Here is a 16379-nt window from a genome sequence, read left to right on the forward strand (position 1 = left end):
CAACTGGGAGCCCCGGGCGGAATATCAGCATTTCCAAGGGATAACGCCATTCACAACAGTTCGATCCGCTCGGACGCAGGTGCGAGCAGACCCCCATCTCAGCACATTTTTATGACGCGTTGCGGCGCAGGACCGCGCGTCAGGGGCGCAGGTAGAGGTAACCTTGGGATTGCAGCTCGGCGAGGCGGACCCACCCCGCCGCGCTCGGCGGCAACGAAGCCGGGGAGCAAGTCGGCGAGGCCGATGTTCTGCGATTTCATGGTGTTGCCGCAGGCGGCGAACTCGATCCCATCCTTGGTGAACCGCGCGACATGTTTTGACAGCTCGGGATTGGCGGCTGCTGAATGAAACGCCTTCAGCGCCCGGCCGTGCACCACCAGCGCAATCGTCACATTGCCGGGGCCGCCGACGCCGTCGAGATGGTTCTGGATGTTGCCGATCACGAAATTGACCTTGTCGAGGTCATCGAGGTGATAGACCACCTTCAGCTTTTGCGGCGGTGCTTCGGTGGCGGCGCCGGCCTGGGACGCTGCCAAGACGGCGCCGATCGCTGAAAGCGTGCCCCAGAGGATGCTGCGTCGGCGCATGGCGTCTCTCGCGCAATTATTGTTGATCCAGTGTTGTCCCTTTGGGCAAACCTATCATTTGTGGCGGAGCGCAGCGAGTTCCTTGCGGTCGGTCACAAGTTCGGCGCATTCGCCCAAGTCCGCGCGATCGACGCGAAAGATCTTGTCGTCGGCGCCGGCGAACAGCGCTTCGCCCGCATCGTCGTCGGGCTTGTTGCGATTCCACACCATGATGCGGCCAAGGGGCGCAATCGCGGATTTATTGTCCTTGGACAACGCCACGGTGATACCGCCGCCCTCGCAATCCACGCCGCATTCGAAGCGTATTTCGTGGCAGTAGCCGCTGGAGTCGAAATTGCCAGGGCGGTGGCGGTACGCGACGCCGAGCCGGAATGAATAGTTGGTGGCCTTGTCCTCCGGAGCGTCTTCCGCTGACACCAGCAGCTTCATCGCGCTGACCTTCTGCTTCGGATGCTGCGCCAGATGATTTGCATCGTAGCGCCGCACGAAGCAGGCATAGGCTTTCGCGCCGGGCGGGCCCGCGAACATCCTGTTGTGGAAGGCGGCCGCCGCGGCCTTGTCGACGCCTTCCTGCGCCTGAACGGCTAACGGCGCGCCGGTCCAGGCGGCGGCTGCGAGTGCGACAACAAGGAGCGCCTGCTTCATGACCGGCTCGGGAATAGCCAGCGCCTCCAAGGTGTCATCTTTAAAGCGCGGCAATGGTGCCGCGCGGAACTGCGCGGGCTCGTTGCCTTAGTCGCGGCGACAAGGAGGCACGTTCAACCGCGGCTGAACGTTTGTTCATGAGAGTCCATGACGCGTGCATCTTGACGCCACGGCTGAACGGTCACACTTTTTCAGGGAAGCCCAACGTCCATCGCCGGACGGGAAGTTGCCCGCTCGGATGTCCGCTTCGGAGGCCTGGCCCCGGTAAACCACGGATGTGGCGAGGGGGTTACAGCCACCAAAAACAAGGGGATATTGATGAACCATTAAGCTTCCTGCCTGTTGATAAGGCAGAGGCTGCACGCGCCGTGCATTGCCGAACTGAGTCGGTCGAGTGTCCAATGGACCCAGCGTGCCGACGCTGATTCGATCCTAGGACGCTCTTGTTACGACTCGTGTCAGTCGTGCGGCGATACATATCGTGGAGAGAGGGATCATGTACAACGATTCTTTGTTCAACGCCTTCGCAAGGTCGTTTGAAGCGCGAAGCCAGACCGACATGTCGATGGCCGAGTATTTGGAGTCGTGTCGAAGTGATCCGATGCGATATGCAAATGCGGCCGAGCGGTTATTGGCGGCAATCGGTGAGCCCCAGATGATCGACACGGCCAAGGACCCACGCCTTGGCCGTATCTTTTTGAACCGTACGATCAGGTCGTATCCGGCCTTCGCCGGCTTCTACGGCATGGAGGATACGATCGAGCGCCTCGTCGGCTTCTTCCGTCACGCCGCGCAGGGCCTCGAAGAGCGCAAGCAGATCCTCTATCTGCTCGGGCCGGTCGGCGGCGGCAAGTCATCGCTCGCCGAGCGCATCAAGGCGCTGATGGAGATTCATCCGATCTACGTGCTGAAGGCGGGCGACGAGCTGTCGCCGGTGTTCGAGAGCCCGCTTGGGCTGTTTGATCCCGAGACGCTTGGCCCGATGATCGAGGAGAAGTACGGCATTCCGCGCCGCCGGCTGAGCGGGCTGATGTCGCCCTGGGCCTACAAGCGGCTCGAAGCCTTCGGTGGCGACATCTCGCAATTCCGCGTCGCGCGCATCCAGCCTTCAAGGCTGCGCCAGATCGCGGTTGCCAAGACCGAGCCCGGTGACGAGAACAACCAGGACATCTCCTCGCTGGTCGGCAAGGTCGACATCCGCAAGCTCGAGACCTACGCCCAGAACGATCCCGACGCCTACAGCTATTCCGGCGGCCTCAACCGCGCCAACCAGGGCGTGCTCGAGTTCGTCGAAATGTTCAAGGCACCGATCAAGATGCTGCACCCGCTGCTGACCGCGACGCAGGAGGGTAACTACATCGGCACCGAGAACATCGGCGCGATTCCGTTCACCGGCATCATCCTCGCGCACTCCAACGAGGCGGAGTGGCAGAGCTTCAAGACCAACAAGAACAACGAGGCCTTCATCGACCGCATCTGCGTCATCAAGGTCCCGTACGTCCTGCGGGTCACCGAGGAGCAGAAGATCTACGAGAAGCTGATCCAGGGCTCCGAGCTTGCCGCAGCACCTTGCGCTCCGGCGACGCTGGAGACGATGGCGCGCTTCTCGGTGATGTCGCGGCTGCGCAAGCACGAGAACTCGACGCTGTTTGGCAAGATGCGGGTCTATGACGGCGAGAGCCTCAAGGAATCCGATCCGAAGGCGCGCAGCGTTCAGGAGTACAAGGACGCGGCCGGCGTCGACGAGGGCATGGACGGCGTCTCCACCCGCTTTGCCTTCAAGGTGCTCGCCTCGACCTTCAACCATGACACCACCGAAGTCGGCGCCGATGCGGTGCACCTGATGTATGTGCTGGAGCAGGCGATCCGCCGCGAGCAGCTGCCTGACGAGACCGAGAAGCGCTATCTCGAATTCATCAAGGCCGACCTCGCGCCGCGTTATGCCGAGTTCATCGGCAACGAGATCCAGAAGGCCTATCTGGAATCCTACGCCGACTACGGTCAGAACCTGTTCGACCGCTATGTCGACTACGCCGACGCCTGGATCGAGGATCAGGACTTCAAGGATCCCGACACCGGCCAGCTGATGAACCGCGAGCTCCTGAACCAGGAGCTGACCAAGATCGAGAAGCCGGCCGGCATCGCCAACCCGAAGGACTTCCGCAACGAGGTCGTCAAGTTCTCGCTGCGCTCGCGGGCGCACAACGGCGGCAAGAACCCGAGCTGGACCTCCTATGAAAAGGTTCGCGACGTGATCGAGAAGCGGATATTCTCACAGGTCGAGGATCTGCTTCCGGTCATCTCGTTCGGCTCCAAGAAGGACGGCGAGACCGAGAAGAAGCACGGCGAGTTCGTCGAGCGGATGGTGGAGCGCGGCTATACCGAGCGCCAGGTCCGCCGGCTCGTCGAGTGGTACATGCGGGTGAAGCAGGCCGGCTAATACGCGATCCGGAAAGCCGGCACCGGCTTTCCGTTTCGTCTCGTCCTGTCCAATAAAATGCGATGCGACTGTCATGATCGCATCCGGTGAGGCAGATGCAACGTGGTCATGCATATCGTCGATCGGCGGTTGAATCCGGGTAGCAAGAGCCTGGAGAACCGCCAGCGCTTCCTGCGGCGCGCCAAGGCGCTGGTGCAGGGGGCCGTCAAGAAGTCGTCACAGGACCGGGACATCAAGGATGTCCTGGAAGGTGGCGAAGTGACAATCCCGCTGGACGGCATGGATGAGCCGCGGTTCCGGCGCGAGGGCGGCACGCGTGACATGGTGCTGCCCGGCAACAAGAAGTTCGTCGAGGGCGACTGGCTGCAGCGCCCGAACCAAAGCGGCGCCAAGGGCTCCGGCGCAGGCGAAGGCGACAGCGAGGACGCCTTCCGCTTCGTGCTCAGCCGCGACGAATTCGTCGATCTCTTCCTCGACGACCTCGAACTGCCCGATCTTGCCAAACGCAAACTTGCGGAAACCGAAAGCGAAGGCATCCAGCGCGCCGGCTATGCGACGTCGGGCTCGCCCGCCAACATCTCGATCAGCCGCACGGTGAGCCGGGCGCTGGCGCGGCGCGTGGCACTGCGCCGGCCGCGCAAGGACGACATCGAGGCGCTCGAGGCGGAGCTTGCCGAATGCGATGACGATGCGCGGCGCCGCGAGCTGCTGGCGCTGCTCGAAGCGTTGAAGGCCAAGGCCAAACGGATCCCGTTCATCGATCCGATCGACATCCGCTACCGCCGCTTCGAGACGGTGCCGAAGCCGGTGGCGCAGGCCGTGATGTTCTGCCTGATGGACGTATCGGGCTCGATGTCCGAGCACATGAAGGATCTGGCGAAGCGGTTCTATATGCTGCTCTACGTGTTCCTGAAGCGGCGCTACAAGCACGTCGAGATCGTGTTCATCCGCCACACCGACCGCGCCGAGGAGGTCGACGAGGACACCTTCTTCCATGGCCCGGCTTCCGGCGGCACGCTGGTGTCGAGCGCGCTGGTCGCGATGAACGATATCGTCCGCACCCGCTTCCGTCCGGCCGACTGGAACATCTATGCCGCCCAGGCCTCGGACGGTGACAACATGACCTCGGACAGCGCGCTGACCGGTCACCTCCTGACCGACAAGATCCTGCCGGTCTGCCAGTTCTTCGCCTATCTCGAGGTCGGCGAAGCCGCCAACTACACTTTCGACATGCCGGACTCCTCGCTCTGGACGCTCTATGAGCGTCTGCGCAACGAGGGCGCGCCGCTGTCGATGCGCAAGGTGAGCGAGCGCGGCGAGATCTTCCCGGTGTTCCAGGACCTGTTCAAGCGCCGCAGCAAGCAGGAAAGGGTGTAGCGTGATGGGTTCTTCCGGGGAACGGCTGTTCGAGGGCGCCGATTGGGATTTCCAGACCTTGCAGCGGGTCCACGACGCCTGCGAGAAAATCGCGCGCACCGAGCTCGGGCTCGACGTCTATCCCAACCAGATCGAGGTGATCACCGCCGAGCAGATGCTCGACGCCTATTCCTCGGTCGGCATGCCGCTGTTCTACAAGCACTGGTCATTCGGCAAGCAATTCGCGTTCCAGGAAGCGTCCTATCGCAAGGGCCTGATGGGCCTCGCCTATGAGATCGTGATCAATTCCTCGCCGTGCATCTCCTATCTCATGGAGGAGAACACGGCGACGATGCAGACGCTGGTGATCGCGCACGCGGCGTTCGGGCACAATCACTTCTTCAAGAACAACTATCTGTTCAAGCAGTGGACCGATGCCGACGGCATTCTCGACTATCTGGAATTCGCCAAGGGCTACATCGCGGTCTGCGAGGACCGCCATGGCCGCGAGACGGTGGAGCGGACGCTCGATGCCGCGCATGCGCTGATGTCGCATGGCGTCGACCGCTATCCCGGGAAGAAGACGCTCGATTTGCGTGCCGAGGAGAAGCGGGCCGGCGAGCGCCGGCAGCACGAGGAAAGCGTGTTCAACGATTTGTGGCGGACGGTGCCGAACACCAAGGCCAAGAGCAAGGCTACGCTCACGGCCGAGCGCCGCCGCGCGCTGCTCGGCTTGCCGCAGGAGAACATCCTCTATTTCCTCGAGAAGACCGCGCCGCGCCTTGCACCCTGGCAGCGCGAGCTGATCCGCATCGTCCGCCACATCGCGCAGTATTTCTACCCGCAGGGCCAGACCAAGGTGATGAACGAGGGCACCGCGACCTACGTCCATTACCGCATCATGAGCCGGCTGCATCAGCAGGGCCGGCTCACCGACGGCAATTTCCTCGAATTCCTGCAGTCGCACACCAATGTGGTGTTCCAGCCCGAATTCGACGACCGCCGCTATTCCGGCTTCAATCCCTACGCGCTCGGCTTCGCCATGATGCAGGACATCGAGCGGATCGTGAAAAATCCGGAGGACGAGGACCGCGAGTGGTTCCCTGACATCGCCGGCAAGGGCGACGTCGAGGGCGTGCTGCGCGAGATCTGGAGCAACTACCGCGACGAGAGCTTCATCAACCAGTTCCTCAGCCCGGCGCTGATCCGGCGCTTCCGCATGTTCCATTTGCACGACGACCCCGCGGAAAGCCAGGGGATCAAGGTCGACGCGATCCACGACGAGCGCGGCTACCGCCGGGTCCGCCGCGAGCTGGCGCGGCAATACGACGTCGGCTTCGTCGACGCCAATATCGAGGTTGTGGATGTCGATCTCGACGGCGATCGCCGCCTGATGCTGCGTCACACCACCGTGAAGGGCGCGCAGCTCAACGAGACCGACGCGCGGCGCGTGCTGCAACACCTCGCCGATCTGTGGTCCTACGACGTCGCGCTGACCGAAATCGACGGCACCGACAAGGTGCTGAAGGAATACGTCGTCAGCCCGCGCGCGGCTGCGGTCGCGGCGTGAGGATCACGCTCTCGCTGACATGAGCGCGGCGCGCACCGCCGCGCGGAATGCGAGTCTTGCTCGGTGAACCTTCATGTCTATCGAAGGCTCACATCATGAACATGCCGGCAACATTCCGACTTTGAAAGCGCATGGCGTTCTATGCGCGAACGCGATTGCCGGCATGCGGAAATCTCGCGAGACGTTCTTGGTGATTGCCTGCGCGGACGCGATGGATAATGTGCGCCGCGTCAAGAAAACCAAGAAAAGGATATGCTCTTGTCAACTCGCTCCCGCCTGGCGGGCTTTCTCGCCTTCACCGCGCTCACGGCCTCGTTGATCTCGCCGTCCGTGGCAGCCGATACCGCAATCAAAATAGGAAACACCGCGCCCTATAGCGGCCCGGCGTCGGCCTACGGCACGATCGCGCGTGCCGAAGCCGCATATTTCCAGATGCTCAACGATCAGGGCGGCATCAACGGCCGCAAGATCGACTTCGAGAGTCTCGACGACGCCTATTCACCGTCGAAGACCGTCGAGCAGACCCGCAAGCTCGTCGAGCAGGACGAGGTGCTCGCGATCTTCAGCGCGGTCGGCACCGCGCCGAACATCTCGGTGCAGAAGTACCTCAACATCAAGCGCGTGCCGCAGCTGTTCGTGTCCTCCGGCGCGACGCGCTGGAACGATCCAAAACAGTTCCCGTGGACGGTCGGTTTCAATCCGACCTACGAGCTCGAAGGCCGGCTCTACGCAAAATACATCCTGAAGACCAAGCCGGATGCGAAGATCGCCGTCATCACGCCGAACGAGGACGCCGGCAAGGACTATCTGAGGGGTTTCAAGGACGGGCTCGGCGAGCATGTCGGCCAGATCGTCGCCGAGACCACGTATCTCACGACCGATCCCACCATCGATTCCCAGATGGTGACGATGCGCGAGTCCGGCGCGGACGTCTTCTTCGCGGAGGCGACGCCGAAATTCGCGGCCCAGGCGCTGCGCAAGGCGGCGAGTATGGGCTGGAAGCCGCTGACCATCCTGCCGACCGTCTCGAACTCGGTCTCCGCGGTGCTTGAACCGGCCGGTCTCGAGAACGTCATCGGCGTCGTGACCGGGCTCTATCTGAAGGATCCGACCGATCCGCGCTGGGCCGACGATCCCGCGCAGAAGGAGTTTGCGGACTGGATGAAGAAGTACCAGCCGAATGCGAGCCCGGGCGACCTCTTCAACGTGCAGGGCTACACGGTGGCGCAGGTCATGACGGCGGTGCTGAAGAACTGCAACGGCGACTACAGCCGTGCCAACATCATCAAGCAGGCGACCAATCTGAAGGCGCTCGAGCTGCCGATGCTGTTGCCCGGCATCAAGGTGCAGACCGAGCCCGACAATGTGACGCCGATCCGGCAAATCCAGATGGCGCGGTTCGACGGCAAGTCCTGGGCGCTGTTCGGCGACGTCTTGAGCGACAAGTAGCCGTCACCAACTCCGCTGTCGTCCCTGCCTAGTGCGCAATTGCGCACGGGAGCAGGGACGACACGGAGTGTGCTGCCACTGCTCAGCGCAGGCTGGCGTTGATCTTGTCCAGCACGGCTGAACCCGGGCACAGCGCTTGTTCGTCGAGCGTGTTGAGCGGCGTCTCGACGGTGTCGAGATGGGTGTGCAGATCCTCGGCATCCGGATCGACATAGAGCAGGCCAGTGACGATCTGGCCCTTGGCCGCGTGCTTCTGCAGGAAGGTCATCGCGCCCAGACGATCATGCGGATCGTAATCGGCGTCGAGCTTGCGCAGCGCCAGTCTGGAGCCGTCATGCTGCTCGACCACCTGAACGGTGCCGGGCGCATAGTCGACGCTGATCGGATCGCGGCCGACCAGCACGTCGAGGCGATTCACCGCGTCATTGTGCTCGCGGACATAGTCAAAACTCTTGGTCGAGCCGGCGTGGTTGTTGAAGGCGATGCAGGGGCTGATCACGTCGATGAAGGACGCGCCCTGGTGGCGGATCGCAGCCGCGATCAGCGGCACCAGCTGGGTCTTATCGCCGGAGAAAGAGCGCGCCACGAATGTGGCCCCGAGCTGCAGCGCGATCGCGACCAGGTCGATCGCGTTGTCGGTATTGACGACACCCTTCTTGGACTTCGAGCCGCGGTCGGCGGTGGCCGAGAACTGGCCCTTGGTCAGGCCGTACACGCCGTTGTTCTCGACGATGTAGGTCATGTTGACGGCGCGCCGGATCGAATGCGCGAACTGGCCGAAGCCGATCGAGGCGGAATCGCCGTCGCCGGAGACGCCGAGATAGATCAGGTCGCGGTTGGCGAGGTTGGCGCCGGTCAGGACCGACGGCATGCGGCCGTGCACCGAGTTGAAGCCGTGCGAATTGCCGAGGAAATAGTCCGGCGTCTTCGACGAGCAGCCGATGCCGGAAATCTTCGCCACCCGGTGCGGCTCGATCGAGAGCTCGTAGCAGGCCTCGATGATCGAGGCGGTGATCGAATCGTGACCGCAGCCGGCGCACAGCGTCGAGATCTTCCCCTCATAGTCGCGGTGGGTATAGCCCAGCTCGTTCTTCTTCAGGCCGGGATGATGAAACTTCGGCTTTGCAATGTAGGTCATGTCACGGCCTTGCGGAGAGGGGTCACCTTGAGATGATCCTGGTGGTCGCCGATCGCGCCCGCGATGAAGCGCGCGGTGATCGGCGTGCCGTCATAGTGCAGGATCGGCACCAGCCTGACGGGGTCGATGCCGTTCTCGTTGACGATCAGCTGGCGAAGCTGCGCGTCGCGGTTCTGCTCGACCACGTAGACGAAGTCGTGGTCGGCGATAAAGCTCGCGACGCTGGAGTGGAACGGGAAGGCGCGGATGCGCATGCGGTCGAGCTGATGGCCGCGCGCCTCCAGGATCCCGATCGCCTCGTCCATCGCGGGCGAGGTCGAGCCGAAATAGATCACTCCGTATTTGGTCGGCTTCGCCGCATTGGCCTGCAGCGGCCGCGGCACCATGTCCTGCGCGGTCTCGAACTTGCGCACCAGGCGTTGCATGTTGTCGGCGTAGACCGCGCCTTCCTCGGAATAGCGCGCGTAGCGGTCGCGCGAGGTGCCGCGGGTGAAGTAGGAACCCTTGGTCGGATGCGTGCCGGGATAGGTGCGATAGGGGATGCCGTCGCCGTCGACGTCGAGATAGCGGCCGAAGTCGCGGCCTTCCTCGAGCATCTCCGCCGTCATCACCTTGCCGCGGTCGTATTGCTTGGCGTCGTCCCACTTCAGCGGGCGGCACAGCCGGTGGTTCATGCCGATGTCGAGATCGAGCATCAGGAAGATCGTGGTCTGCAGCCGCTCGGCGAGGTCGAAGGCGGCCGCGGCGAACTCGAACGCCTCCGCCGGATCTTCCGGGAACAGCAGCACGTGCTTGGTATCTCCGTGCGAGGCATAGGCGCAGGCGATCACGTCGCATTGCTGGGTGCGGGTCGGCATGCCCGTCGAAGGGCCGGCGCGCTGGATGTTCATGATCACGGCCGGGATCTCGGCGAAATAGGACAGGCCGATGAACTCGGTCATCAGCGAGATGCCGGGACCCGAGGTCGCGGTGAAGGCCCGTGCGCCGTTCCAGGAGGCGCCGATCACGATGCCGATCGAGGCGAGTTCGTCCTCGCCCTGCACGATGGCGTATTTCGCCTTGCCGGTTTCGGGATCGTGGCGGTACTTCTTGCAGTGGCTGGTGAAGGCTTCCGCCACCGATGATGACGGTGTGATCGGATACCACGCGCACACGGTGGCGCCGCCATAGACGGCGCCGAGCGCGGCCGCGCTGTTGCCTTCGACGAAGATGCGGTCGCCGACCTTGTCGGACTTCTTCACCCGCAGCCCGAGCGGACATTTCAGGTTTTGCAGCGCCCAGTCGCGGCCGAGATGCAGCGCATGGACGTTGGAGGACAGCAGCTTCTCCTTGCCCTTGTACTGCTCGCCGATCAGCTGCTCGACCAGCTTGGGATCGAGGTCGAGCAGGGCGCAGAGCGCGCCGAGATAGATGATGTTCTTGAACAGCTGGCGCTGCCTGGGATCGGTGTAGGTCGAGTTGGTGATCGCGGTCAGCGGCACGCCGATGACGGTGATGTCCTCGCGGAATTTCGACGACGGCATCGGCTTGGTCGAATCGTAGAACAGATAGCCGCCGGGCTCGATCGAGGCGACGTCCTTGTCCCAGGTCTGCGGGTTCATCGCCACCATCAAGTCGACGCCGCCGCGGGCGCCGAGATGGCCGTCCTCGGTGACGCGCACCTCATACCAGGTCGGCAAGCCCTGGATGTTGGACGGGAAGATGTTGCGTGGCGAGACCGGCACGCCGTGGCGCAGAATCGAGCGCGCGAACAGTTCGTTGGCGGAAGCTGAGCCCGAACCGTTGACGTTGGCGAAGCGGACGACGAAGTCGTTTACGCTGCTGATCGGGCTTTGGACTGACATGTTGATCCCGCTTGAACCATATCGATGAGGTACTTCTGCATGTCCCAGGCGCCGGTCGGGCAGCGCTCGGCACACAGCCCGCAATGCAGGCAGACGTCTTCGTCCTTCACCATGACGCGGCCGGTCTTGAGGTCGCCGGAGACGTAGAGCGCCTGGTCGTGATGCGGCGAGGGCGCTTTCAGCCGCTGCCGCAAATCATCCTCCTCACCGTTCTCGGTGAAGCTGATGCAGTCCATCGGACAGATGTCGACGCAGGCGTCGCATTCGATGCAGAGCGGCGCGGAAAACACCGTCTGCACGTCGCAATTCAGGCAGCGCTGCGCCTCGCCGAGCGCGAGCTTGAGGTCGTAGCCGAGCTCGACCTCGGCGCGGATGTCCTTCAGCGCGACCACCTTGTCGCGATGCGGCACCTTGAAGCGCTTGTCGGCGGAGATGTCGTTGTCGTAGCTCCACTCGTGGATGCCCATCTTCTGCGAGGAGACGTGCACCTCGGGCAGCGGGCGCTCGTTGATGTCCTCGCCGGACAGCAATCGGTGAATGGAGAGCGCGGCGTCGTGGCCATGCGCCACCGCCCAGATGATGTTCTTCGGCCCGAACGCCGCATCGCCGCCGAAGAACACCTTCGGATTGGTCGAGACAAACGTCTTGGGATCGACCTTCGGCATGTGCCACTTGTCGAATTCGATGCCGCAATCGGCTTCGATCCAGGGGAACGCGTTCTCCTGGCCGACCGCAACGAGCACATCGTCGCAGGGCACGGTCTCGTCAGGCTCGCCCGAGGGCACCAGATTGCGGCGGCCCGTGGCGTCGTACTCCGCCTTCACCTTCTGGAAGGTAACGCCGATCAGCTTGCCGGCCACATGCTTGAACGCCACCGGCACCATGTAGTTCAGGATCGGGATGTCCTCGTGAAGCGCGTCTTCCTTCTCCCACGGCGAAGCCTTCATTTCCTCGAAGCCGGAGCGGACAATCACCTTGACGCTTTCGCCGCCGAGGCGGCGCGCGGTGCGGCAGCAATCCATCGCCGTGTTGCCGCCGCCGAGCACGATGACGCGGCGGCCGATCTTGTCGACGTGGCCGAACGACACGTTGGCCAGCCACTCGATGCCGATATGGATGTTGGCGGCGCCCTCCTTGCGGCCGGGGATGTCGAGCTCGCGGCCGCGCGGTGCGCCAGAGCCGACAAAGATCGCGTCATAGTTCTCGGCGAGCAGCTGCTTCAGGCTGTCGACGCGCTGACCACCCCTGAACTCGACACCGAGGTTCAGGATGTAGTCGGTCTCCTCGTCGATCACGCTGTCGGGCAGGCGGAATTTCGGAATCTGGCTGCGCATCATGCCGCCGGCCTTGGGATCGCCGTCGAACACGGTGCAGTGATAGCCGAGCGGCGCGAGATCGCGCGCCACGGCGAGCGAGGCAGGGCCGCCGCCGACCAGCGCGATGCGCTTGCCGTTCTTCGGCCCGGGCTTCGGCAGCCGATGCTTGATGTCGTCCTTGAAGTCGGCTGCGACGCGCTTCAGGCGGCAGATCGCGACCGGGTTGTCCTCGACCCGGCCGCGGCGGCATGCTGGCTCGCATGGACGGTCGCAGGTGCGCCCGAGAATGCCGGGGAACACGTTGGACTTCCAATTGATCATGTAGGCGTCGCTGTAACGCCCCTCAGCAATCAACCGGATGTACTCGGGAACGGGTGTGTGTGCGGGACAGGCCCATTGGCAATCGACTACTTTGTGGAAGTAGTCAGGCGCCGAGATATCAGTCGGTTTCATTCCTACCTTTGACCCGCGCGAAAATGCCAGACCCGCGCGGCCTTATCGTTGACGACGAACGCTCACGTGGCGTTGTTCTGGTTTTTGAATTGGATCATAGGCTTATCTTATTAGAGCCGTTCCAGAGAAGGCAAAGGCTAAATTGTCCGATCATCAGCTTTCGCGCGGCTGATGCGCGTGTAGCGTTAATCTCGATTGCGTTATGTGGCGGTGCAGCATGATCTGCACCGCCACGTTTGCTTGAGAAGATGTTTTTCGGGAAAGCGCTTCGCACGCTTTCGGATCAGGCTTACTCGCGCGGAAGGTCGCTCTTCGCGATATCCCACAACAGCCTGTAGACGCCGCTGGTGACCACGAGCGGCTTCAAGGCTGCATTGCCGGTGATGCCTGCGGCCGCTGCGGGGATCGCGCCGACGTCGGTGGCGTCGATCAGCACGAACCAGTCGCCGGCCCCGGGATCGGGTTTCGCCGCATCCGGCGTGAGCGGTTTCGACAGATCAGGGTCGTTCTCCAGAAGGTGCATCGAGATGATGCCGTCGCGCGAAGCTGGATCGAGTTGCTCCCGCAATGCAGCGCGAAGTTTGTCCGCGCCTTCGGCGGGCGGGCGCAGGCGGATGATGCCGAGCGCTGCGCCCCTGCCGACGCCGCGGCTGATCGTGATGCGCGCGACCCCGCGGATCATGTTCTGAAAGCGCGCGATATTGGCCTTCGACCAGTCGGTCTGGTTGGCGAGCGCCTTGCGATAGGCCGGGCTCTCGAGCACATCGAAGGTCGCGGTCGAGTAGAGGCTGAGATATTTCGGCTTGCCGTCATGGGCGACGTAGCGGCGGGCTTCCAGAAAGCCGTCGATGGCGACCCGTTCCTCGAGATGCTCGCGGTCGTACCAGCGATTGAATTCAGCTTCGTGCAAGCTGTCGATATCCATCGAAGTCAGCAGCATGCCTTGTCCGGCGATTGGCATCGAGTGCTCCTTTTTTGCCTGTTTTATCCGCGCAATATCGCCTGATCGCGCAAACCAGGGAAGCCGGTTCCCGTCACCACAGACCAAGGATTGCCACAATTGCTGCAATGCTGTTCAGCACCGGTTCACAGAGGTAGCATTTCATTCGTTACGCCAACTCTCGAGAAGAAAAGGGACGACCACCATGGCACGCATTCTGTGGGCATTGATCGTCGGTCTGGTGTCGCTCGCCTCGCTTCCCGTGCATGCGCAGGATCAGGAAAAGCGTCTCGCACTTGTCGTCGGCAACGGCGCCTATGAGGCCGGCGCGTTGCAGACCGCCGCGAACGACGCCGGTCTGATCGCGCAGACCTTGCAGGCCGCCGGCTTCGACGTGATCGGCGCACGCGATCTCGACGGCGAGACGCTGCGCAAATCGTTCCGCGATTTCATCCAGAAGGTGCAGGAGGCGGGGCCCAATGCCGTCGCCTTCGTCTATCTCGCCGGTTACGGCGTGCAGCTCACCGGCGAGAACTATTTCGTGCCGGTCGATGCCAAGATTGCCCGCGACACCGACGTGCCGGTCGAGGCGATCCGCATCTCCGACTACAGCCACCAACTCTCGGCGCTGCCGATCAAGGCTGGCGTGATCGTGCTCGATGCGGCGCGCAGCAATCCCTTCGCCAAGGAAGGCCAGCCGCTGGCCGGCGGTCTTGCGCTGGTCGATCCCGATCCGAAGATGCTGATCGCCTTCAACTCGGCGCCCGGCACCGTTGCTCCTGACGGTGCGCCGCCCTACGGGCCTTACGCGCAAGCACTGGCGGAAATGATCCGCACCGGCGGCCTGACTCTGCCCGAGGTGTTCGACCGCGTCCGCCTGCGGGTCAACGAGATGACCAAGGGCGCCGAGATCCCGTGGGATGCGCACAAGGTCGACGCGCCCTTCATGTTCTTCGAGCGCAAGCCGGACGCGCCGCCGCAGCAGGTCGATGCCGGGCTGCGCACCAAGCCGATCCGCGATTTCTCGGCGCAGGATGCCTACGCCGCGGCGCTGGAGCGCGACACGCTGCAGGGCTACGAGGATTACCTGCAGGCCTATCCGAACGATCCGCTGGCCAAGCGCGTGCGCGCGATCGTGGCGGCGCGGCGCGAGGCGATCACCTGGCGGCGCACCTACAACGCCGACTCGACTGATGCGTATTGGTCGTATCTGCGGCGCTATCCGCGCGGGCCGCATGCCTACGACTGCCGGCGCCGGCTCGCCTATCTGTCGGCCGCGCTGGAGCCGCCGGCGCAGTTCACGGTGCTCGACTACGACGTGCCGCCGCCGCCGCCCGACGAGATCGACTATGTCGACCGCCCGGTGCTGTATTACAGCGATCCGGTGTTCGCCTTCGCGCCGCCACCGCCGCCGCCGGTGTTCTTCCTGCCGCCGCCGCCGCCGGACTTCGTCGTGCTGCCGCCACCGCCGCCGCCGATCGGCCTGTACGTGCTGCCGACGCCGATGTTCGTGGCGATGCCGGCCTATGTCGCCGCACCGGCCTATGTCGTGCCGCCGCAGAACAACATCGTGTTCAACAACATCCACAACACCACGGTCATCAACACGGTCATCAACAATCCCAACCCGACGCCGGCGCAGCTCCATGCGGCCGGGGTGACGGCGGCGATGGGCGGCGCGCCGGTGACGGCGGCACCGCGACTGCCGGCCGCGGCGATGCAGCGCGCCAATCTGCCGGGCGCTCCGCAAGGCGCGACGCCCGCGCAGGGCGCGGCGATGGGAGCTCCGCGCGCCGCACCGAACGCTGCCGCGGCGCCGAACGCTGCTGCCACTCCGAATGCTGCCGCCGCTCCGAATGCGATGGGCGCGCCGGGCACGCCGGGTGCGCATACCCTGCCGGGCGCGAAAAATGGACCGCCGCTGCCGCAGTCGGCGACCGCACCGGCCAATGCCATGCAGCATGGCGCTGTGCCGCCGGGAGCCGCACAACCCGGCGCCGCGCAACCTGGCGCAAAGCCGAATGCGGTGGTGCCGGGCAAGCCGGCGACTGCCATGGCGCCTGCCAATGCGCAGCCTGCTCCTCCGGCCAAGCCCGGTGCCGCGCCGGCGACAAACGCGCCCGCCTCACCCGCGGCCGCCGGCAAGCCAGGTGCGCAACCGCTTCCGCATGCGGCGACCGCGCCGACCGCAAACGTGAAGCCCTCGGCGGCGCCGTCGCCGGCGAACAGCGCGATGTCGACACGGCCGACGCCGGCGGCGCACCCGGCACCCGCGCGCGCCGCAGTGTCGCCGGCGCCGGTCTCCCGGCCCGCGCCGGCGCATGCGGCAGCTCCGCCGGTCCATGCCGCAGCTCCGCCCGTGCGGGCTGCGGCTCCCCCGCCGCGGCCGGTTGCCCCGCCACCTCGTGCTGCGGCTTTGCCGCCGCGTCCGGCGCCGGCACCGGCTCCGCGCGCCGCGCCGCCGCCTCGGCCGGCGATGCAGGTGCAACATGCAGCGCCGCCACCGCGGATGGCGGCGCCGCCAAGGCCCGCGGCCGCGCCACGGGCAGCGCCGGCATGTCCTCCCGGCAAGTGCAAACATTGAGGGAAGCAAGGGAGCCGGTCGAGTTCTTCACCGGCTCCTTGACGTCGGGTGCGTTCC

10 protein-coding genes and 1 pseudogene are annotated in these 16379 nt (G+C 64.2%); 5 read left to right on the forward strand and 6 right to left on the reverse strand.

Annotated elements, in window-relative coordinates:
- Positions 1-139 precede the first annotated feature (139 nt).
- Both ACVWZM_RS31205 and ACVWZM_RS31210 read right to left on the reverse strand, forming a co-directional pair.
- Positions 140-587: pseudogene (locus ACVWZM_RS31205) on the reverse strand (DsrE family protein).
- A 54-nt stretch (positions 588-641) separates the two neighbouring features.
- The gene (locus ACVWZM_RS31210; protein ID WP_076824213.1) at positions 642-1232 is read right to left on the reverse strand and encodes a hypothetical protein; all 591 of its coding nucleotides are present in this window, start codon (positions 1230-1232) and stop codon (positions 642-644) included.
- 496 nt (positions 1233-1728) lie between these two features.
- Between ACVWZM_RS31210 and ACVWZM_RS31215 the strand changes: the two genes are divergently transcribed.
- The 4 genes from ACVWZM_RS31215 (at position 1729) to ACVWZM_RS31230 (ending at position 8047) form a co-directional block, all read left to right on the forward strand.
- Positions 1729-3672, forward strand: coding sequence for a PrkA family serine protein kinase (locus tag ACVWZM_RS31215; RefSeq protein WP_038382967.1), 1944 nt, complete (start codon positions 1729-1731; stop codon positions 3670-3672).
- A gap of 108 nt (positions 3673-3780) precedes the next feature.
- Positions 3781-5049: a YeaH/YhbH family protein gene (locus tag ACVWZM_RS31220; protein ID WP_076823957.1), complete on the forward strand. Its 1269-nt coding sequence runs from the start codon at positions 3781-3783 to the stop codon at positions 5047-5049.
- Positions 5050-5053: 4 nt separating this feature from the next.
- On the forward strand, positions 5054-6598 hold the full coding sequence (locus ACVWZM_RS31225) for a SpoVR family protein (protein WP_057014891.1): 1545 nt from the start codon (positions 5054-5056) through the stop codon (positions 6596-6598).
- Between the two features lie 258 nt (positions 6599-6856).
- Entirely contained in the window at positions 6857-8047 is a 1191-nt protein-coding gene (locus tag ACVWZM_RS31230; protein ID WP_076824215.1) for an ABC transporter substrate-binding protein, read from the forward strand.
- Between the two features lie 82 nt (positions 8048-8129).
- On the opposite strand, the gene ACVWZM_RS31235 is transcribed toward ACVWZM_RS31230, so the two are convergent.
- The 4 genes from ACVWZM_RS31235 to ACVWZM_RS31250 all read right to left on the reverse strand — a co-directional run bounded on the left by ACVWZM_RS31235 (position 8130) and on the right by ACVWZM_RS31250 (position 13759).
- Positions 8130-9185 carry a 2-oxoacid:ferredoxin oxidoreductase subunit beta gene (locus tag ACVWZM_RS31235; RefSeq protein WP_057014892.1) on the reverse strand — a complete coding sequence of 352 codons (1056 nt, stop codon included), beginning with the start codon at positions 9183-9185 and terminating at the stop codon, positions 8130-8132.
- On the reverse strand, positions 9182-11029 hold the full coding sequence (locus ACVWZM_RS31240; protein ID WP_018273082.1) for a 2-oxoacid:acceptor oxidoreductase subunit alpha: 1848 nt from the start codon (positions 11027-11029) through the stop codon (positions 9182-9184). The genes ACVWZM_RS31235 and ACVWZM_RS31240 overlap by 4 nt, the downstream gene beginning before the upstream one ends.
- On the reverse strand, positions 10999-12798 hold the full coding sequence (locus ACVWZM_RS31245) for an FAD-dependent oxidoreductase (RefSeq protein ID WP_456855513.1): 1800 nt from the start codon (positions 12796-12798) through the stop codon (positions 10999-11001). Before ACVWZM_RS31245 ends, ACVWZM_RS31240 begins: the two co-directional genes overlap by 31 nt.
- A 289-nt stretch (positions 12799-13087) precedes the next feature.
- Positions 13088-13759 carry a hypothetical protein gene (locus tag ACVWZM_RS31250; protein ID WP_456855514.1) on the reverse strand — a complete coding sequence of 224 codons (672 nt, stop codon included), beginning with the start codon at positions 13757-13759 and terminating at the stop codon, positions 13088-13090.
- Positions 13760-13943: 184 nt separating this feature from the next.
- On the opposite strand from ACVWZM_RS31250, the gene ACVWZM_RS31255 reads away from it, so the two are divergent.
- Positions 13944-16322, forward strand: coding sequence for a caspase family protein (locus ACVWZM_RS31255; RefSeq protein ID WP_456782136.1), 2379 nt, complete (start codon positions 13944-13946; stop codon positions 16320-16322).
- Positions 16323-16379: the final 57 nt, after the last annotated feature.

The organism is Bradyrhizobium sp. USDA 4501 (genome assembly GCF_054062115.1).

Coding starts and splice junctions, on each gene's coding strand:
- ACVWZM_RS31210 (WP_076824213.1), bottom strand. CDS start 1,232: ATGAAGCAGGCGCTCCTTGTTGTCGCACTCGCAGCCGCCGCCTGGACC.
- ACVWZM_RS31215 (WP_038382967.1), top strand. CDS start 1,729: ATGTACAACGATTCTTTGTTCAACGCCTTCGCAAGGTCGTTTGAAGCG.
- ACVWZM_RS31220 (WP_076823957.1), top strand. CDS start 3,781: ATGCATATCGTCGATCGGCGGTTGAATCCGGGTAGCAAGAGCCTGGAG.
- ACVWZM_RS31225 (WP_057014891.1), top strand. CDS start 5,054: ATGGGTTCTTCCGGGGAACGGCTGTTCGAGGGCGCCGATTGGGATTTC.
- ACVWZM_RS31235 (WP_057014892.1), bottom strand. CDS start 9,185: ATGACCTACATTGCAAAGCCGAAGTTTCATCATCCCGGCCTGAAGAAG.
- ACVWZM_RS31240 (WP_018273082.1), bottom strand. CDS start 11,029: ATGTCAGTCCAAAGCCCGATCAGCAGCGTAAACGACTTCGTCGTCCGC.
- ACVWZM_RS31245 (WP_456855513.1), bottom strand. CDS start 12,798: ATGAAACCGACTGATATCTCGGCGCCTGACTACTTCCACAAAGTAGTC.
- ACVWZM_RS31250 (WP_456855514.1), bottom strand. CDS start 13,759: ATGCCAATCGCCGGACAAGGCATGCTGCTGACTTCGATGGATATCGAC.
- ACVWZM_RS31255 (WP_456782136.1), top strand. CDS start 13,944: ATGGCACGCATTCTGTGGGCATTGATCGTCGGTCTGGTGTCGCTCGCC.